At 62.4% G+C, this 19012-nt stretch carries 19 protein-coding genes; 3 read left to right on the top strand and 16 right to left on the bottom strand.

All coding sequences use genetic code 11. From position 1 onward, the window contains the following. Positions 1 to 84: 84 nt before the first annotated feature. Positions 85 to 1002, bottom strand: a complete 918-nt coding sequence (locus FXN63_RS17510; RefSeq protein WP_148816482.1) for a LysR family transcriptional regulator — start codon at positions 1000 to 1002, stop codon at positions 85 to 87. 215 nt (positions 1003 to 1217) lie between these two features. Between FXN63_RS17510 and FXN63_RS17505 the strand changes: the two genes are divergently transcribed. Together FXN63_RS17505 and FXN63_RS17500 are read left to right on the top strand one after the other, a co-directional pair. Then, on the top strand, positions 1218 to 1889 hold the full coding sequence (locus FXN63_RS17505) for an orotate phosphoribosyltransferase (RefSeq protein WP_148816481.1): 672 nt from the start codon (positions 1218 to 1220) through the stop codon (positions 1887 to 1889). After that, positions 1886 to 3193, top strand: coding sequence for a hydantoinase/carbamoylase family amidase (locus FXN63_RS17500; RefSeq protein ID WP_425468623.1), 1308 nt, complete (start codon positions 1886 to 1888; stop codon positions 3191 to 3193). The genes FXN63_RS17505 and FXN63_RS17500 overlap by 4 nt, the downstream gene beginning before the upstream one ends. Before the next feature lie 143 nt (positions 3194 to 3336). Here the strand turns inward: FXN63_RS17500 and FXN63_RS17495 are convergent, their stop codons facing one another. From FXN63_RS17495 to FXN63_RS17485, 3 genes are all read right to left on the bottom strand, one after another. Beyond that, positions 3337 to 4155 carry a DUF72 domain-containing protein gene (locus FXN63_RS17495; protein ID WP_148816480.1) on the bottom strand — a complete coding sequence of 273 codons (819 nt, stop codon included), beginning with the start codon at positions 4153 to 4155 and terminating at the stop codon, positions 3337 to 3339. A gap of 178 nt (positions 4156 to 4333) precedes the next feature. Next, entirely contained in the window at positions 4334 to 5563 is a 1230-nt protein-coding gene (locus tag FXN63_RS17490; RefSeq protein WP_148816479.1) for an MFS transporter, read from the bottom strand. A 7-nt stretch (positions 5564 to 5570) separates the two neighbouring features. Then, positions 5571 to 6404 (bottom strand): aldo/keto reductase, encoded by an 834-nt coding sequence (locus tag FXN63_RS17485; protein WP_148816478.1) that lies wholly within the window; start codon positions 6402 to 6404, stop codon positions 5571 to 5573. 67 nt (positions 6405 to 6471) lie between these two features. Between FXN63_RS17485 and FXN63_RS17480 the strand changes: the two genes are divergently transcribed. Then, positions 6472 to 7302 carry a haloacid dehalogenase type II gene (locus tag FXN63_RS17480; RefSeq protein ID WP_246164871.1) on the top strand — a complete coding sequence of 277 codons (831 nt, stop codon included), beginning with the start codon at positions 6472 to 6474 and terminating at the stop codon, positions 7300 to 7302. A gap of 53 nt (positions 7303 to 7355) precedes the next feature. On the opposite strand, the gene FXN63_RS17475 is transcribed toward FXN63_RS17480, so the two are convergent. From FXN63_RS17475 to FXN63_RS17420, 12 genes are all read right to left on the bottom strand, one after another. After that, positions 7356 to 7724, bottom strand: coding sequence for a RidA family protein (locus tag FXN63_RS17475; protein ID WP_148816477.1), 369 nt, complete (start codon positions 7722 to 7724; stop codon positions 7356 to 7358). A 31-nt stretch (positions 7725 to 7755) separates the two neighbouring features. Next, on the bottom strand, positions 7756 to 9132 hold the full coding sequence (locus FXN63_RS17470; protein WP_148816476.1) for an FAD/NAD(P)-dependent oxidoreductase: 1377 nt from the start codon (positions 9130 to 9132) through the stop codon (positions 7756 to 7758). Next, positions 9122 to 9460, bottom strand: coding sequence for a (2Fe-2S)-binding protein (locus tag FXN63_RS17465; RefSeq protein WP_148816475.1), 339 nt, complete (start codon positions 9458 to 9460; stop codon positions 9122 to 9124). The genes FXN63_RS17470 and FXN63_RS17465 overlap by 11 nt, the downstream gene beginning before the upstream one ends. Continuing rightward, positions 9450 to 10586: an NAD(P)/FAD-dependent oxidoreductase gene (locus FXN63_RS17460; protein ID WP_148816474.1), complete on the bottom strand. Its 1137-nt coding sequence runs from the start codon at positions 10584 to 10586 to the stop codon at positions 9450 to 9452. Before FXN63_RS17460 ends, FXN63_RS17465 begins: the two co-directional genes overlap by 11 nt. 119 nt (positions 10587 to 10705) lie before the next feature. After that, positions 10706 to 11500, bottom strand: a complete 795-nt coding sequence (locus tag FXN63_RS17455; protein WP_148819493.1) for an ABC transporter permease — start codon at positions 11498 to 11500, stop codon at positions 10706 to 10708. An 8-nt stretch (positions 11501 to 11508) separates the two neighbouring features. Next, a complete protein-coding gene (locus FXN63_RS17450) occupies positions 11509 to 12378 on the bottom strand; it encodes an ABC transporter permease (RefSeq protein ID WP_148816473.1) in 870 nt (289 codons plus the stop codon). After that, the gene (locus FXN63_RS17445) at positions 12375 to 13475 is read right to left on the bottom strand and encodes an ABC transporter ATP-binding protein (protein ID WP_148816472.1); all 1101 of its coding nucleotides are present in this window, start codon (positions 13473 to 13475) and stop codon (positions 12375 to 12377) included. The genes FXN63_RS17450 and FXN63_RS17445 overlap by 4 nt, the downstream gene beginning before the upstream one ends. A 93-nt stretch (positions 13476 to 13568) precedes the next feature. After that, positions 13569 to 14603 carry an ABC transporter substrate-binding protein gene (locus FXN63_RS17440; RefSeq protein ID WP_148816471.1) on the bottom strand — a complete coding sequence of 345 codons (1035 nt, stop codon included), beginning with the start codon at positions 14601 to 14603 and terminating at the stop codon, positions 13569 to 13571. Between the two features lie 189 nt (positions 14604 to 14792). Beyond that, the gene (locus FXN63_RS17435) at positions 14793 to 15719 is read right to left on the bottom strand and encodes a LysR substrate-binding domain-containing protein (protein WP_187394933.1); all 927 of its coding nucleotides are present in this window, start codon (positions 15717 to 15719) and stop codon (positions 14793 to 14795) included. A 171-nt stretch (positions 15720 to 15890) separates the two neighbouring features. Then, positions 15891 to 16790 carry an ethanolamine ammonia-lyase subunit EutC gene (gene eutC, locus FXN63_RS17430; RefSeq protein WP_246164870.1) on the bottom strand — a complete coding sequence of 300 codons (900 nt, stop codon included), beginning with the start codon at positions 16788 to 16790 and terminating at the stop codon, positions 15891 to 15893. Positions 16791 to 16802: 12 nt separating this feature from the next. After that, the gene (locus FXN63_RS17425; RefSeq protein WP_148819489.1) at positions 16803 to 18212 is read right to left on the bottom strand and encodes an ethanolamine ammonia-lyase subunit EutB; all 1410 of its coding nucleotides are present in this window, start codon (positions 18210 to 18212) and stop codon (positions 16803 to 16805) included. Between the two features lie 20 nt (positions 18213 to 18232). Next, the gene (locus tag FXN63_RS17420; RefSeq protein ID WP_148816469.1) at positions 18233 to 19009 is read right to left on the bottom strand and encodes a DeoR/GlpR family DNA-binding transcription regulator; all 777 of its coding nucleotides are present in this window, start codon (positions 19007 to 19009) and stop codon (positions 18233 to 18235) included. Positions 19010 to 19012: the final 3 nt, after the last annotated feature.

Genomic DNA, 19012 nt, shown 5'->3' with positions numbered 1-19012 from the left:
TAAACGGAGCCGGCAAGCAGCAACTTTCGGTTGTGCAGAGGCTGCTTCAACGTCTTCCGCTTTGTTTTTTCTCGTCAACCTGGTTCACACCACATCTGCGGCCAGACACTCCACAAAACACGTCGCCGCTGCCGACAGTTCATCGAAATCAATCGCGTGCAGATTCAGTTCACGCACGGCCCACGGGTCGGTCAGGCTTGCTGCGTGCAGGCGTTGTTCGCCCATGGCCTGGAATGCGCCAAGGGGCATCACGCCAATGCCGATGCCGCATTCGATCATCCGGCACATGGCCGACAGACTGTCGACTTCCAGCCGCTGTCGCAGTACACGGTTTGCGCTGCGGGCCACCTGGTTCAGCGTGGCTTGTACGGTGCTGCTGCCGCGTAAGCCCACCTGTTCGTAGTCCAGCGCTTCGGCAAAGTCCAGGGTGTCGCGGTCGGCCAATGCGTGGCCGTGCGGCATGACGAGTACCAGGCGCTCCATGCGATAAGGGCGCGATTGCAGCGGGGCAACGTCTTCGCAGTGGCCGCAGATGCCCAGTTCAGCCTTGCGATTCAACACGGCGTTGGCTACCACCCGGCTGCTGCCTTGGCGCAGTTCGATGCGAATGTCGGGGTTGGAGTTAGCAAAGATGGCCAGGTCGGCGGGCAGGAATTGTTCAACGGCCGAAGCGCTGGCGCATACGCGCACGTTGCCGTGGATGCCGCCAGAGAAGCTGGCGATGTCCTGGCGCAGGCGGTCCGCGTCGTTGAGCAGGGTACGGGCGTGGCGGGCCAGTCGTTCGCCTGCGGCCGTGGGGTGTACGCCGCGTGCGTGGCGTTCGAACAAGGGCAGGCCGACCAGGTGTTCCAGTTCGGCAATGCGTTTGCTGACGGCGGATGCGACCAGTTGCCCGCTTTCGGCGGCGCGCGCAATGCTGCCGGTTTCGATGATCAGCAGAAACAGGTCAAGCGTGCCCAGGTCGAGCTGTCGCAGGAAGCTTCGGGATGAGGGCGAGTTCATGGCGGCGGTAAGTCGGAAATGGCGACGGGCGTTTGCGTCACCTGGAAATACGGCAGTCAGCCAAGCCTTGGACGATCGGTTTCAACAGAAATGAAGCGCATCCACCTTACCTGAAGCCATCTCCAAATGGAACGGCTCGCGGGCCGGATGAGCACTTCTATTCACTTTTCGGCATGCCTACTATAAGTCTTCAATCCTGATTCCGGGCCAGTCCAATGACTTTGTCTGCCTCTCCGTCTGAACAAGTGGCCAGCACACTGGTCCGCCTGGGTGCCGTGCGCATTTCCAGTGGCCAGCCGTTCATCTATACCTCGGGCTGGGCCAGCCCGGTGTATATCGACACGCGCTTGCTGATGTCCGATGTCGCCGCCCGTCGCGTGGTGCTGGATGTGGCCACCGCGGCGTTGGCCGATCATGTGCGCAGCCAGGGCATCAATGCCGTGGTGGGTGCCGAGAGTTCGGGCATTGCGTTCGCGGCCTGGTTGGCCGAGCGCCTGAACTTGCCGATGCTGTATTTGCGCAAGCGCCCGCTTGGCTGGGGCAACGCGGCCCGGCTGGAAGGCCTGCTGCCGCCCGATGCAAAGCTGCTGTATGTGGATGACGTGACGACCGATGCGCGCTCGAAAGTGGCGGCCACGGCTGCGCTGCGTGCCACGGGGGCACAGATGCATGACTGTCTGGTGTTCGTCGATTATGCGATCTATCCGGGGGCGCGTGCGCTCTTGGCCGAACACAAGTTGGGCCTGCATTCGCTGGCGCATTGGGCCGAGCTGCATGCGGCCTTGATCGAGGCGGGTGGTCTGAGCGATGAGCAGATTCAGACCTTGGCGGCCTTCAGTGCCGACCCGGTGCAGTGGTCGATCGAGCATGGCGGGGTGGGGGCATGATGGTGTCTGATGTTGGGTTGAAGGACGACGTGGCTACATTGCCCACAGCAACGGGCACCTATTCGCACCAGACCGCACTGGTGAATCGGATGCTGGACGAAATCGGTGCGCTGACACGCGATGGCGAAGGCATCACCCGCGAGACCTATGGTGCTGGCGAAGAAAACGCCATCCAGGCGATCGAGCAGTACGCCGCCGAACTGGGATTCGCGGCCGAGCGGGATCGTTTCCAGAACCTGTGGTTGCGCCTGCCGCTGGATCATCGCACCGAGCCCCCGGTGGTGATCGGCTCGCATATGGATTCGGTGCCGCAAGGCGGCAACTTCGACGGCTTGGCGGGTGTGTTGGCCGGCATGCTGGTGCTGGACCGCCTGCGCGACGATCCGACACAGGCCCCACCGCTGCGCGTGCTGGCTTTGCGCGCCGAAGAAAGCGCCTGGTTCGGCAAGGCGTATATCGGTTCGCTGGCACTGCTGGGCAAGCTGCCGGCCAGTGCGCTGGCGCTGCGTCATCGCAGCGGGCAGGGCACCTTGGGTGAAGCCATGCAGCGCAGTGGCGTAGACGTGGATGCGCTGGCACGTGGCGAAGCGCTGCTGGCTCCGTCCGATATTGCGGCTTACCTGGAACTGCATATCGAACAAGGGCCGGTGATGGTGGCGCGTGGCTGGCCGGCGACCGTGGTGACCGGCATTCGCGGCAACATCCGCCACAACCGGGTGCGCTGCCTGGGCGAGACGGGGCACTCGGGTGCCGTGCCGCGTTGGTTGCGCAAGGACGCCATGCTGGCCGTGGCCGACTTGCTGTCGCGCCTGGACGAACACTGGCGTGTGCTGTTGCAGATGGGCATGGACCTGGTAATGACCACCGGCATGTGCAGCACGCCGGCCCGGTCACACGCGGTGTCGGTGATACCGGGCGAGGTGGAATTCAGCTTTGAAGTGCGCAGCCAGAGTGTGGATACGCTGGAGCGCTTTTATCAGTTGATGCAGGAAGAATGCCGGGCAGTGGAAAAGAGCCGGGGCGTGCGGTTTGAGTTCGATGGCTTGATTCGCTCAGAACCGGCCGCAATGGACCCGGATTGGATCGCGCGTATCGAAACTGCCGGGCAGACCTTGGGTGCGCCTATCGAACGCCTGCCCAGCGGTGCGGGCCACGACGCCGCCGTGTTTGCCAACGCCGGCGTGCCGTCTGCGATGGTGTTCGTGCGCAACGAGCATGGATCGCACAATGTGCATGAAGCCATGGAAGTTGCCGATTTCATGCAAGGCGTGGATCTGCTGCATGAGGCGTTGATCGCACGTTGATTAGGAGGACACCTTGGCTGCGCCGACGCCGATATGCCGTTGGACGCACCAAGGTGCACCAAGCGTCTTGCGCAGATACTGGGGCCGAAGCCCCTCGGGAAACCCGCCCTGATACGTGGGGCAGCATCATCCAGTTTGTGGCATCAACCCTTCGCCAGCCGAGTCAGCAAGGCCATCGCTGCGGCCGGCGCGCGTTCCTTTGCGCCGTTGATGAAGAACACAAAAACGTCGCGCGGCTTGGTAGTCTTGCCTGGCTGGGCTGCGTAGGTCAACGCATCGGGCAAGTTTCCCTGCGCCCAGCTGCGTGCCGTGTCTGCCCAGGCGTCCAGCGCCTTGGGCGCATAACCTGCCTTCAATCTCGACTTCGCGTCCATCAGGCGGGCATACACAAAGTCGCCGGTCACGTCGGCAAACGATGGGAATTTGGGCGAGTCGGTGAATACGGTGGCAACCCGGTACTTGCGGGCCAGCGCCACATAGTCCGCACACATGAAACTCTCGTGGCGTACTTCCAGCACGTGGCGCAGCGGCAGGCCGTCTACTTTGTCGGGCAGCAGCGCAAAGAAGGCGCGTAGGTCGTCAGGGTCGAAGACCTTGGTGGGAGCCAGTTCCCACAGAATCGGCCCAAGTTTGGGGCCAAGCTCTGCCAGCCCGCTGCCGATGAACTTTGCAATCGATTCACCCGCATCGCCCAACACCTTGCGGTTGGTGGCGTAACGCGATGCTTTTACTGAGAACACAAAATCCTCGGGTGTTTCGTCACGCCAGCGTGCGAAGGTGCTGGGCTTTTGCGTGCCGTAGTAGGTGCCGTTGATTTCGATGGCGGTTACCTGCGTGCTGGCGTATTCCAACTCGCGCGACTGGGCTAAATCAGCGGGGTAGAAGTTGTCGCGCCACGGCGCAAACGTCCATCCGCCAATGCCCACCCGTATGTGCGTGCGCGCTTTGCTGCGTGCGACCATGATGTGCTCCGTCTGATCTTGGCACTGATCCCCAGGCGTCTACCGGTGATCGGTTTTCCCTGCGCCTGCCTGTGCGTTTTACGCTCTCGCTTCTATGCGCAGCAGGCTTTTTTCGATCAGACACATCGAGCAAATCACAGTAGGCAAGGGCCGATACCCATCAGCCCCGCTACCTTAATCAGGCTGCCACGCGGTTCGACGCTCGGCCGCCTGCATGCAGCATGGCGCTTACCCCGAAGACCAGCAGCCCACCCACGGCCAAGACTGCACCCACCCACGCGGTGGACGTCCAGCCATAGTTTGCGGTGATCACCACACCACCCAGCCACGCACCCAGCGCGTTGGCCAGGTTGAATGCCGAGTGGTTCATGGCGGCGGCAAGCGTCTGTGCATCAGCCGCCACGTCCATCAAGCGGATTTGCAAGGCCGGACCCAGGCCCACGGTGGTGCCGATCAACACCAGGTTGATCATCGCCAGCCAGGCATGATGGGCGGTGAACGGGAAGGCGGCCAGCACCAGTGCGCTCCATACCAGAATGGCCGCAATGCCGGGCATCAGCGCCCGGTCGGCCAGCCAGCCGCCCGCGAGGTTGCCCAGGATCATGCCGACGCCGATGGCGGCCAGTGCAACTGGCACGGCAGACGACGACAGACCGGTCACTTCCGTGACGGTAGGCGCTACATAACTGAACACGGCGAACAGGCCCCCGAAGCCGATGGCGCCGGTGGCCAGCGTCAGCCACACCTGGCCACGCGCGAACCCGCTCAGTTCACGGGCGGCGTTGCTGGTTTCCAGGCCGATTTGCCGAGGCAGATAAACCGCCAGCATGCCGATGGTGGCAGCCCCGATGATGGCCACCGTGGCAAAGGCCGAGCGCCAGCCCAGCCACTGACCCAGCCAGGTTGCCACGGGGTTGCCGATCAGCGCGGCCACCGTCAGCCCCAACATGACGTGGCCGATGGCCTGCCCACGTTTCTTCGGTCCTACCATCGATGCCGCCACCAGCGCGGCAATGCCGAAATAGGCACCATGCGGCAGCCCGGTCAGGAAGCGGAAAAAAGTCAGCGACAGGTAGCCAGGTGCCAACGCACTGGCGAGATTGCCCAGCACGAACACCGCCATCAGCGCAAACAGCAAGATGCGGCGCGAAGCCCGGGCAGCCAGCACGGTAATCAGCGGCGCACCCACCACCACGCCCATGGCGTAGGCGCTGATCAGGTGGCCCACGTCGGGCGCGGACACGTTCAGGTCGCCAGAAACCTGAGGCAGCAAACCCATGATCGCGAATTCGCCGGTGCCGATGCCGAAGCTGCCAACGGAAAGCGCCAGCGTGGCGAGGCCTACGGCACGCGGCGAAAGTGCCGAGGTGTCGGTGGTGGAAGTGTCTTGGGGCAAGGGGCCGTGCATGAAAATCCTAGAAAGCCAGATGGCGGTCGGGGTGTTCGCCCTGGCGATGATCGCCGTCGAGCGTGGCAAGGGTGCGTAGGTCTTCGCTGGTTAGCGAGAAACCGAAGATGTCCAGATTTTCTGCGATACGCGCCGGGTTGCCTGATTTGGGGATAGGCACCAAACCAAGCTCGACGTGCCAGCGCAGCAGAATCTGCGCGGGACTGCGTTGATGTTTCTGCGCCAGGGCGGTGACGACCGGGTGGTCGAACAGATTGCCTTTGCCCAAGGGACGCCAGGACTGCGTAACGATGCCGTGGCGGGCATGAAAGGCGCGCAACGCGGGCTGCGAGAAGTCTACGTGCAGTTCGATCTGATTCACCGCAGGGGCGACGTCGGTTTCCGCGATCAAGCGTTCCAGATGCGGCGCTTCGAAATTGGACACGCCAATCGAACGCACCCGGCCTTCCTCGCGAAGCCGAATGAATGCACGCCAGGTGTCTATATATAGATCGCGTTCGGCCAGGGGCCAGTGGATCAGATAGAGATCGACGTAATCCAGGCCCAGTCGCGCTGCACTGGCGTCGAAGGCACGCAGCGCGGCATCGTAGCCGTGATCGGCATCGTGCAGCTTGGTTGTCACCACTATTGAGGTACGTGGCAAGCCGCTGGCCTCGATGCCACGTCCCACACCGACCTCGTTTTCATAACGGGTGGCGGTGTCGATCAGGCGATAGCCTGCGGCAAGCGCGCGCTGTACCGAACTACAGGACTCGTCGTCGTTCAGCCGCCACGTACCGAAACCCAGCGTGGGCAGCCGGTGGCCGTCGTTCAGATGCACGTCGGGAGTAGGGAAGGTCATGGGCTGGGGCAAAAAGCTGCAGGGTGAAGAGTAACGCCGTTTACAGGCAAGTTTGCGGGAAAACCCTATGAATAAGCTGGTTTTACGCGGCGTTAATGCGACAGGCGTGGAGGGACTACCACACGCTACGCTAAGATTCTTCGACCCCAATCCCCAGCCGAGCCTCGTCATGACCCAGATCCGCGCCCTTGTCTTTGACGTCTTTGGCACGGTGGTCGACTGGCGCAACGGCATCGCCCGCGAAGCCGCGCCATTCCTGAAGAAGTGGGGCCGCACCGACATCGATCCGATTGCGTTTTCAGATGCGTGGCGCGGACGTTATCAGCCGTCGATGGAAGAAATTCGCAGCGGGCGTCGGCCGTACTGCCGTCTGGACGTGCTGCACCGAGAAAACCTTTCCTACGTGCTGCAGTATTTCGGCATTGAAGAAGCCGCGATTTCCGAGCAGGAACTGGTGTCACTGAACAAGGCATGGCATAGGCTGGACGCATGGCCCGACGTGGTGGCGGCGCTTGACCGCTTGAAGCCGCACTACATTCTGGGGCCGCTGTCCAACGGCAATATTTCCCTGATGGTGAACCTGGCGCGCCATGCCAAGCTGCCTTGGGAAGTGGTGCTGGGAGCCGAGATCACACACGCGTACAAACCGTCGCCGCAGGCCTACCTGCGCGCGGTCGAGGCGTTGGACTTGCCGCATGCTGAAGTCTGCCTGGTGGCGGCACACAACAGCGACCTGCGCGCAGCGCGGTCTTGCGGCTTGAGCACCGCATTTGTGCCGCGACCCGATGAATATGGGTCACATGAAAAAGCCGATTTGAAAGCGGACAGCGAGTGGGATGTGATCGCGACGGACTTCACTGATCTGGCAGACCAGCTGCTGGTCGGTAAATCAGCCTGACTGGCCCAGCCACTGATCCGGTCGACTGAGCCAGTACTAAAACACCTTGGCTGTCAGGCTGCCGTCTTGCCGACGGCGGCGGTGACAATGATTTCCACCAGCACATCTGGTGCGCCCATTTCGCACTGCGCCGTGGCGCGGGTGGATGCCGCACCCGGTGCCGTCCAGGCATCCCAGACTTCATTCATGCCGGCGAAGTCAGCTTTCAAGTCCTTGATCCAGATCTGGGCGGTCAGCAGACGGCTTTTGTCGGTGCCGGCCTCGGCCAGAAATTTCTCGATCTTGGCCAGCGTCTGTTGGGTTTGACCACGAATATCCTGGCTGCGGTCGTCGGCGGTCTGGCCACCCACGAAGACCATGCCGTTGTAGACCACGGCGCGGCTGCGGCGCTTGTCGGTGGCAATGCGAGTGATGTCGTTCATCTGATTTCCTTGCGTCGAGTTAAGAAAAAGCTCAGCTGCCTAGTTCGCCAAGCGTCACGGGTTTGATCGGCGGGCGAATGCGGTAATAGCCAACTGTGTCTGGCGATACGCCCCGGGCATCGGCGATGAGTTCGGTCACCGTCAGGCCGCAGAGTCGCCCTTGGCATGGCCCCATGCCGCAGCGCCCGAATGCCTTGGTCTGGTTCGGGCCTTGGCAGCCCAGTTCGGCATACTTTCTGATCTGTCCGGCGGTGACTTCTTCACAGCGACAGACAACTACCGAGTCTTCTACTGGCATGCGGTGCATTGCTGGCGGGCGATACAGCGCGTCCAAGAAGGGACGGATGTGAAGTTGGCTTTGCAGTTCCGCGCGCACCACACGCTCGCGCTCATCGCGTGCGGTGTTTCCTGGTCGCGCCAAGGTGTTGGCAATCGCAATCGCCGCCAGCCGACCTTGTGAGGCCGAGGCTTTGGCACCCACGATGCCGCGACTGTCACCAGCGATGTAGATGCCTGTCTGTTCGATCTGACCGTCGGCATCGGTGTCGGGTACCCAGCACAGCTGCGCATCGTCCCAGTGATGTTTCGCGCGCAGCGCCCAGCTGAGCTGGGTGTTGGGGACCACCCCCTGATGCAACAACACCAGCGACGACTCAATGCGGTGGTATTGCCCCTTGTGACGGAAGCGGATGGCTTGGGCGTGATCCGTGCCTTCGATGGCAAGCGCCTCGGCACCGGCGTAGACCGCCACGCCGTGTTGCCGCAACTGGCCCAGCATGCGCATGCCTTTGCGCAGGTCGCGCCATCCACGCAGGGCACCGGCCAAATGCGAGGACGCGCGCAGGTAATCGCTGTGCTGCGTGGTGTGGATCACTGCCTTCAGCTTGACGCCGGCTTGCAGGTATTGGCTTGCCAGCAGGTACAGCAAAGGTCCGCAGCCTGCCAGCACGACGGGTTCGGCGGGCAAGGCACCTGCGCTCTTGTAAAGAATCTGCGCGGCACCTGCACCCATCACGCCAGGCAGCGTCCAGCCGGGGATGGGGAAGGGGCGCTCCATGGCACCACTTGCCAGGACGAGGTGTCGCGCTTGCAGCGAGTGCGCGGCCCCTTGACGAAGAAAGCTCACCTTCCGGTCGCGACTGACGTTCCATACCGCCGCCCCGGCAATGTGTTGTGCACCGCTGCTGGCGAAGGCAGCGGTCAGCGCTGCCCCGGCCGCGTAGTCCTCGCCCAGCACCGAGCGGCGCTTGGCACTGGCGGCGTCCACCGCGCGGTAGATCTGTCCGCCTGTGGCACTTTGTTCGTCAAGCAGGCACACGCTCAGCCCCCACTGGCGCGCTTCGCAAGCGGCGGCCAGTCCGGCCGGACCTGCTCCCACGATGACAAGATCAATGATGTCAGCGTCCATGGTCTTCTCCTGCTTCGGGCAAGGCCACCGCCGACGCCCCGTGTTGACGCCTGACGACCATGCCGTCTTTTACCGGGGTCAGGCAGGCTTGGCGGCTGGGCATGCCGTCTACCTCGACCAGGCATTCGAAACAGACACCCATCATGCAATAGGCGGCGCGCGGCGCTGCGCTCACGGGCGTGGTTCGGAACGGCTCCACGCCGTTCAGCAGCAAGGCTGCGGCAACGCTGATGCCAGTGGGCACGCTGAGCGAACGGTCCTCGAATTGCACCGTGACGCGACTGGTGGCGGTTGCCTCATCCGAACTGAACAAGGGTTTAGTGGGCATTTGAGAAACTCCGCGTGGGGTCGAGGAAGCGTTCCCCAGCAAAATAGTCGAACTCGTCGGGCGTGGGAGCCAGGCCCGCCATCCAGGGGCCGATCACATGGGCGTGGGCGGCCGCCAGAGACACGCCGCTGTGACTGGTGGCCACAAAGGCACCGGGGCACGAGGCGGACTCCTGGTAAATCGGGAAACCGTCCGGGGTCAGCACCCGCAGCGCCCCCCAGGCGCGCACCAGGCGCACACTGCCAAGAATGGGGAAGGTGGTGATGGCGCGTTTGGCGATCGCCTCGATGGCCGACACCGTGGTGCCATCGTCAAGGCCGACATCCTCGACCGAGTAGCCCAATTGCACGCTGCCCTCGTTGGTCTGCCGTGCTTTGTTGGTGGGGTAGGGCAGAAATGGTTTGAGGCGCTCGGTGATCAGCACCTGGCCGCGATTGGGCGAGACCGGTGCGTGAAGGCCGACTTGAGCAGCAAGTGTGGTGTTGCTCAGTCCGGCAGCCAGTGCCACCCGGGGCGCATGCCAGCGTTGGCCGTCCTGGCTGGTGATCTCGAAGTCGCTGCTTTGTGGGCGGTGCTTGATCTGCGTGACGTCGACACTCGAGATCACACGCGCACCACGCGCTTTCAGGCCGGCGTGTAGTGCGTGTAGCAGCAACAGCGGATTGGCATCGCCATCCAGTGGGCAGAAGCTGCCGCCCGCAACGCCTTTGCCGATGGCGGGCAGACGCGCTTTCAGTGCAGCGTGGTCGAGGATTTCATAAGGAATGCCGCCGACCGCTGTATTGATCTTCTCCAACATGACCTGGCGCGCTTGCACTTCCGCATCGCTGAAGCCGATCCAGAAACCGCCTTGCTGACGCAGCGCCACGTCTACGCCGGTAAGGTCGAGCAGCTCTTTGGCGAGTGCAGGCCACAGCGTCACGGCGTCGCGACTCCAGCGCGCATAACGCGGCAGCTTCTCGCCTTTGCTTTGTACCCATACCAGACCGAAGTTGCCTCGGGAGGCACGGTGGGCGATGTCTCCTTGATCCAGCAAGGTCACGGGGGCACCGGCCCGGGCTGCGCCGTAGGCGATGGCAGCACCGACCAGGCCGCCGCCGACGACGATCAATTCTTCTGCTTGCACGGTGTTCTCCTTGCCTGTGGGGGCGGGTTGCGTTCGTTTTGGACGAACGCGGTCCGTTCACAGGCTTGGCCTGTTAAGTAATTGATGAATGAATTGGGAAGGGAGTGGCGGCTTGCCGACTACTTCTTGCCGATCAATACCCGGTCAAGCCCGACGGTGCGGTCCAGCAAAACCATCAGAATCAGGGTGCCGAAGATCATCACCGTGGATATCGAGGTGACCAGCGGGTCGGTCATCTGCGAGATCCGGTTGTACATGGCGACCGGCAAGGTATTGGTGCCTGGCGTGGCCACAAAAATCGTCATGGTGACTTCGTCGAAACTCTGGATGAAAGCCAGCATCCAGCCGCCCGCCACACCAGGCACGATCATGGGCAGCAAGATGCGCCTGAAGGTGGTGAGCCGCGTTGCGCCCAGCGACATGGCTGCTTTTTCCGCGTCGCGGTCCATGCCGATCAGCGCGGCCAGCGTCAGGCGTAGCGCATAGGGCACAACGATTACGGCATGCACCAGCGTCAGGGCGATGAAGGAACCGCTCAAACCCGTCAGCGAGAAGAAGCGCAGGAAGGCCACCCCCAGGACGATGTGGGGAATCATCAGCGGCGACATCAGCATGGCCGTCAGCGTGTCGCGTCCACGGAAGCGATAACGTGCCAGGGCAATCGCGCTGGGTACCGCCACGGCGGCCGCAATCGTGGCCGAGCCGAGCCCCAGCCACAGAGACAGCCAGAAGGCGCTGATGATGTCGGGTGCATCCCAGATCGCCCGGAACCAGCGCAGCGATGCGCCAGAAAACGGCATGGAGATGTAGTCCTTGTCCGAGAAGGAAACCAGGGTTACGACCAGCAGCGGGGCGATGATGAAGATCACGAAGCACGCGTGGTACAGCAACGCCAGCCAACTGTTTTGTCCGATGTCGTCTTTCATGCTGAAAACACCTGTTTGAAGCGGCGCTCGAGCATGCGATTGCAGCCCACGATGACCGCGATATTGGCCAGCAGCAGCAAGACTGCGATTGCCGCGCCCAGCGGCCAGTTCAAGGAATTGAGGAACTCGTCATAAGTCGCGGTGGCGACTACCTTCACACGTCGCCCGCCGATAATCGAAGGCGTGGCAAAAGCCGATGCCGCCAGGGCAAACACGATGATGCTTCCCGACAGCACGCCCGGCAGCAGTTGCGGAAACACGATGCGCAGGAACGAGGTGACTGAGGATGCGCCCAGCGACCGGCCGGCATGCTCCACCTGCGGGTCAAGCTTCTGCAGCGCACTCCACACGGCGATGACCATGAAGGGCAGGAACACGTGCGTCAGCGCAATCACCACACCCAGCATCGAGAACAGAAAACGCAAGGGTTCGTTGATGATGCCCAGGCTTTGCAAGGCATTGTTGATGGTGCCCTGGTTGCCCAGCAAGATCGACCAGCCCAGCGTGCGCACCACCACCGAGATCAGCAAGGGCCCCAGAATCACGATCAGGAACATGCCACGCCACGGTGCGCGGATGCGGGCCAGGATGATTGTCTCCGGTACCCCGAACAGCACGCACAAGGCGGTGACGCCCAGGGCCATCAAGCCGGTCCGAATGAATATCTCGTGGTAGTAACCGTCGCCAAGAATCTCGACGTAGTTGGCCCAGGTGTAGCCGGGCTGGATGCCACGCATGCCATCGAAGGCATTGAAGGACAGCACGGCCGTCAGCAGCAACGGCACCAGCAGGATGCCAATGAACAGCAGCAGCGCGGGTGAAGACAGGCTCCAGGGCGCGCTTGCGCGGGCGGAAGTGTCAGTCATTGGGCACGCTCGCTTGGAACTTGGCCAGAAACTTCGTTCGCAATCGCGCGCAAGTCTTCATCGCGCCAGATCAGGCCGACGTTTTCGCCTTCTTCGGGCAATTGATCGCCCAGATTGGCCGAGGTCAGGCGCAGCTTGCCAAGGACGCTGTCGACTTCGTAGAGCCACAGGTTGCCAAGGAACAGCCGGGTCTTCACACGGCCGGCGAGGCTGCCCTGACCGGCGGGGGCCAGGCGCAGCCGTTCGGGCCGGATATACACGCCGACTTCGCCGCTGATGGCTTGCCCGGCGTGGCCCGCGTGCGGAATACGCAAGCTGCACGGGCCAGCCTGCACGATTGCACAGTGCTCGCGCATTTCCGTGACGCGGCCGGCAATCACATTGGTCTGCCCCAGGAAGCTCGATGCAAAGCCCGAGGCGGGCCGGTCGTACACGTCGAAGGGCGTGCCCAGTTGCGCGATCTTGCCCTGACTCATTACCGCGATGCGATCGCTCATGGTCATGGCCTCGACCTGGTCGTGCGTCACCAGAATGGTGGTGATGCCCAACTGCCGCTGCAAGGCACGCAATTCGACGTGCATTTCGCCGCGCAGTTTTGCGTCGAGGTTGGACATGGGTTCGTCCAGCAACAAGACTTGAGGACGGATGGCCAGCGCGCGGGCAATTGCCACGCGCTGGCGCTGACCGCCCGAAAGCTCGCTGGGATAACGCTTGCCCAGACCGTCCAGCCTGACCATCTCCAGCGCCTCCGCAATGCGCTTGGCGGCTTCGGCTCGGGGCAGCTTGCGCATTTCAAGCCCGAAGCCAACGTTGTCGGCGACGTTCATGTGGGGGAACAGGGCATAGCCTTGAAACACCAGGCCCATGTCGCGCTTTTCCGGGCGCATCTCGGTGATGTCGACACCGTCGAGGAAAACGCGACCTGCAGTAGGCGCGGCGAAACCAGCGACCATCTGCAAGGTGGTGGTCTTGCCGCAGCCCGAGGGGCCGAGCAAGGACACGAATTCGCCTCGTTCGACATCGAGGTTCAGCCCACGCACGACCTGGGCGTCACCGCCGTAGGTCTTGCTCAGGGATCGAAGTGACAGGAAGCTCATGGAATACAGGGACCGAGGCCCCTTCCGCAAAATGAGGGAACGGGAAACGTGCGAACGAGGAACGGCTGACCAAAACGAGCATCAGCAAGCGGTTCAACGTTCTATCGTTCGATTCCAGCGATTGGTCCACTCCGCGCGTTTCTGATTTACGACCTGCCAGTCGACTTTCACGAGTTTCTTGATGTCATCGGGGCCATAGGGAACGTTCTTGGCTACGTCATCTGCAAGCTTGGTTTTGCTGTTGGTGGGGCCCCAACCTTCAGATGCCAGCCACTGCTGCACCTGGGGCGTCACCAGAAATTGCACGAAGGCCTGCGACGCCTCTGGCGCATTGTTTTGCACGACGACGCAAGCCGCGGTGACCAGCGCCGCAGCACCTTCGGCGGGGTAGACGAATTCAACCGGGAAACCGGTGTTCTTCAGCGCGAGAGTGCGGCTGCTTCCCCAGACGGCGACGTCCACATCGCGGTTCTGGAACATTTCGGCCAGCTTGGCAGGCGACGATGACCAGCTCAGCACATTGGGGGCCACTTTCTTTCCGATCGCGTCGAAACCCGGCTCGATGTTCGTTTCGCTGCCGCCATTGATGCGCGCGAACATCAGCAAGGTGTGCACGCCGTAAGTGCCGGACAAGGACGATGCCGTGAGCCGCTGTTTGTACTTCGCATCCGTCAGGTCGTTCCAGGACTTGGGTGCGGCCCAGCCGTTCTTGTCGAAGGTGGCCTTGTTGTAGGCAATGCCGGTGGCAATCAGGCCGATGCCGATGGCGTTGGGGCCGAAGCGCGCCGTATCGTAGATATCGGCATAGGCCGCAGGATTGCTCAGCGGCTCACAAAAACCATATTGCAGGGCCTGATACATCGGGCCGTCGTCGACCATCACGACGTTCAGTTCCTGTCTGCCTCGCTGGGCTTGCAGCTTGGCGACCAGCTCGCTTGAGATGCCTGGCACATAGCTGATCTTGACTGGATGCGTCGCTTCGAAGGCGGGGATGATCTTTTCCTGGAACAGTTTCTGGACACTGCCGCCGGAGCCGCCTACGTAAAGGATTTTCTGCTGTTGTGCCATGGCGTGGCCGCCCGCAAGCATCAGCGCAAACGCCACACAGATCGATGTTTTGTTATTCATGTTTGTCCCCGCCACATTAAAAAGAACCCCTGCCGGCATCGGCGTCGAGGGTCGTTTCAGCTATGTTCTTCGACACAGTGGCACCGCGAGGTGCGGTGTGAAGTGACTGTATCGAGGGGGGCACTATGCGGTCCAATAGATATCTGGGGCCGGCCTATTCACGGAGGATATACGGGGCAAGGCTCCTCCTCAGACGCCTGCTGTGTCCTGTCTTTTTTGCACCGCGTCGCACTCTTCCTGCGCAAGCTGGCGAAGCACCTTGGTGAACTCGCCCACCAGGCGATTGGTCGGTCTTCCTTTGGGGTAGATCAGCAGACCTTCGCAAGTGACTGCCGGCTCGAAAGGCCGCGTGACGATGGCGTCTTTCTGATAGTCGAGAGTCGCCAGCGGGTTGCCGATGCTTACCCCCATGTCGATCGCCACCAGCGAACAGATAATCGAGCCGTATGAGGTCTCGACATTCATTTTTCGCGTGACGCCAGCCTCATCGAATATACGGTCTACATGCGCGCGTCCCCAGTCGGGTTTGGCCACCGACAGAAACGTCTCGCCAGCCAGATCGGCGGGTGTGATCAGTGCCTTCTGGGCCAGCCTGTGACCTTTTGCCATCATGCAGACGCTGTTGATGCGATACAGCACATCTGGCTCGCCTGATATGGCCTGGTTCGATAACTGCGACACGATGCCCATGTCGCACATGTGTGCATCGATCCACTGTGCGATCACCGACGAATGCCCCATGTGAATGGAGATGCCGACATCCGGGTACACTTGCGTGAATCGCTTGATCGCACGCGGCAACAAACCCAGCGCAATGGTGGACACCGCCGCAATCCGCAGCAGACCCGTGCCGAAACGTTTGATCTTGCCAGCTGCTTCATCCAGCTTTTCCAGGCCCAGGAAACTGCGCTGCACCTCATCGAAAAAAGCCAGGCCTTCCTCGGTTGGCGTCAGCTTGCCGGGAGAGCGCTCGAAGAGCTGCAGCCCGATCGCCTTTTCAAGTTGGGAAATCGAGCGGCTGACATTGGGCTGCGAGGTATGCAGAACACGCGCGGCCGCCGTGGTGGAACCGGACAGCATGACCGCGCGAAAGGCTTCTACCTGCGAGAGATTCATCACGGATTGAGCTCGCTGAGTGGCGGGTAAGTGAGTGCGGGTAAGAACTCACTGTAATCGTCTGCGTTTCTCAGCGCATCAATGCGGTGATCAGCTGGGGTTGAAGGCATCACTTACCGCAGACAGTCTGTCTGTGGCTGGTGGCAATCGTTCCCTGCTGCGGAATACCGCCTACGTGGGGTCGGGCAGCGCAGTCATGGCGTCAGCCGGCAGTGCGGTCTCGTCACTGCGATCTTTCAAGGCCACGCCCGTCGTACCCAACGCCTTGGCTGCGGTGATCAGCCACCACAGCTTGCGGGCAGCCAGCGGAATATCCAGACCTTCCGGCCTGACGTTGGAAATGCAATTGCGCTCGGCGTCGTGTCGGCCTACGCGTGGTGCCGAGGTCAGGTAGATACCCAGGCTGTCTGGTGAACTTAAGCCCGGCCGCTCGCCGATCAAGACCGCCACCATGCGTGCGCCGAGCAATTCCCCAACTTCATCGCCCAGGGCCACACGCCCTTGCTCGGCGATCACCACCGGGCCGAGCGTCCAGCCAGCGGGGGCTTGGGCGCGAATCTCGTGGATCAGGGGCAGGGCGTTGCGGTGAATGGCGAGCGAGGACAGGCCATCGGCCACGACGATCAACAGATCGCAGGCGGGCAGTTCGGCAGCGCTGGTTTGCAGCTGTGTGACGCTGTTGGTGTCCAGCCGCCGGCCCAGGTCAGGGCGCAGCAGGTACTGCGCGCGGTCGGTGGCCGCGCTGTGCACACGCAAGCTGGGTATGCCTGCGTCCTGCAAGGCCTTGGTCAGTTCGTCTACCTGCAATGCCACGTGGACCGCATCGCGGGCCTGCGCATGGGCGTAGCCGAAGCGCAGGATTTCATCGGTGGGCATGCTGGCCCCGGCACGGCCCAGGGCCAGGCGGGCAGCGGTATGGCGACGCAGGTCTTGCCACGGGTCGGCGGTGGTCCGGCCAGCTGCTTTGGTGTGCGATTGGGTGTCGATGTCCGGGGTGCCCGATTCGATGCCGATGGAATCAATCACGGGGGCTGACCCTGTCATGTCTTTCTGTTCGCGCGCGTTTGCCATGCTGTTTCCCCTTCACGCCGTCAGCCGCAGCTGGCGCATGGCACGCAGCGCCGGGTGCTCGGGTGCGACCGGTTGCACGCGTCCTTGTGCATCCGCCAATTGCATTTTCTCCAGCCAGGCTTCGAACTCGGGCGCGCGTTTCAACCCCAATGCTTCGCGCAGATACAGCGAGTCGTGGAACGACGTGCTTTGATAATTCAGCATGATGTCGTCGGCACCGGGCACACCCATGATGAAGGTCAGCCCGGCCACACCCAGCAAGGTCATCAGTGTGTCCATGTCGTCGGAATCGGCTTCTGCATGGTTGGTGTAGCAGACGTCGCAGCCAAGCGGCACGCCCAGCAGCTTGCCGCAGAAGTGGTCTTCCAGGCCGGCACGGATGATCTGTTTGCCGTCGTACAGGTATTCGGGGCCGATGAAGCCCACGACCGTATTGGTCAGCAACGGGGAAAATTCCCGTGCCACGGCATAAGCGCGGGCCTCGCAGGTCTGCTGATCGACGCCAAAGTTGGCGTTGGCCGACAGCGCGCTGCCTTGGCCGGTCTCGAAATACATCAGGTTGTCGCCCACCGTACCGCGTCGCAGTGAACGCGCAGCCTCGTGTGCTTCACGCAGCACCGCCAGGTTGATGCCGAAGCTGGTGTTGGCTTGTTCCGTGCCCGCAACCGACTGGAACACCAGGTCTACCGGCGCGCCTTGTTCGATCATCTGGATGGTGTTGGTCACGTGGGTCAACACACAAGACTGGGTCGGGATTTCCAGCCCGCTGATGACCTCGTCCATCATGTGCACCAGTCGAACCAACGCCGGAATGCTGTCGGTCGCCGGGTTGATGCCGATGGTGGCGTCGCCAGCACCGTAGAGCAGGCCATCCACCATCGACGCGGCGATGCCCTGAAGATCGTCGGTAGGGTGGTTCGGTTGCAGTCGCACCGACAGGCGACCGGGCAGGCCGATGGTGTTTCTGAAGCGCGTGACCACCCGACATTTGCGTGCCACCAGAATCAAGTCCTGATTGCGCATGATCTTGCTGACCGCGGCGGCCATCTCGGGCGTGATGCCTTTGCAGACACGGGCCAGGGTGACTGAGTCGGCTGCATCCGACAGCAGCCAGTTGCGGAAGTCGCCCACCGTCATGCTGCTGATCGGCGCAAAGGCTGCGCGGTCGTGGCTGTCTATGATCAGGCGGGTGATTTCATCGGTTTCATAAGGAATCAGCGCTTCGTTCAGGAACACCGTCAAGGGCAATTCGGCCAGGCACATGCGCGCGGCCATGCGTTCCACGGAAGACGTTGCGCCCAGGCCCGCCAGGTAGTCGCCCGAGCGGGCAGGCGTGGCCTTTGCCATGACTTCCCGCAGGTCTTGGAAGGCCCAGGTCTGGGTGCCGAAAGTGTGGCGGTAAGCGGTGCGACGGTGCGACATGCCGGGTTCCTTGAGTTGGCTCACGCGATCACGGTGTCCGGGATCACGCTGCGCAAGGTGTCGAATGCAGCAATGCGACGTGCGCCCTTGTCGGTGACAAGGGTGTGAATGCGTTCCACCGGGCAGTAGGCGATCCGGCTGCGTTGCCCGAGCTTGCTGTGGTCGGCAAGAATCACGCAGCGATCGGCGCGTTCTGCCATGGCGCGTGCCACAGCAGCTTCGGCGTGATCGAAGCTGCTGGCCCCCAGGCTGGTATCCACGCCCACGGGTGACAGCATTGCCACGTCTGCCTGGTAGCGATTGATCTCAGTAATCGCCAACGCACCGCCAGTGGCCGCCAGGCCATGCAACAGTGTGCCACCCAACACGATCACCTCGTGCCGCCGTTCGGCCTGTGAATCGGTGCCCACCAGAATGCGCGCGATATCGAAGCCGTTGGTGATGATGGTCAGTCCGCGCAAGGACACCAGCGCTTCCGCCAGGGCCAGCGTGGTGCTGCCGGCATCCAGGAAAAGTGTTTGCCCGGCCTGCAGCAAGCCGACCGCCGCACGCGCAATGGCGTGCTTTTCGGCATGACGTGCCCGAATGCGTTCATGAATCGGCGGCTCGGGCTCGCTGCCCTTGGCCGCCACACCGCCGCGCACGCGCCGCAACTGGCCAAGGGCTTCCAGCGCCACCACGTCGCGTCGCGCGGTTTCTCGGGACACGCCAAGATCGGCGGCGATGCGTTCGGTGCTCAGCCGTTTGACGGTGGCCAGCAGGGTGCAGATGCGTTGGTAACGGTCTTCTTGAAGCATGCG

The sequence above is a fragment of the Pigmentiphaga aceris genome (assembly GCF_008119665.1).
In the GTDB taxonomy this organism is placed as follows: Bacteria; Pseudomonadota; Gammaproteobacteria; order Burkholderiales; family Burkholderiaceae_B; genus Pigmentiphaga; species Pigmentiphaga aceris.
Note: the sequence above shows the minus strand (reverse complement) of the source record. Positions and strands in the feature narration are given on the sequence as shown.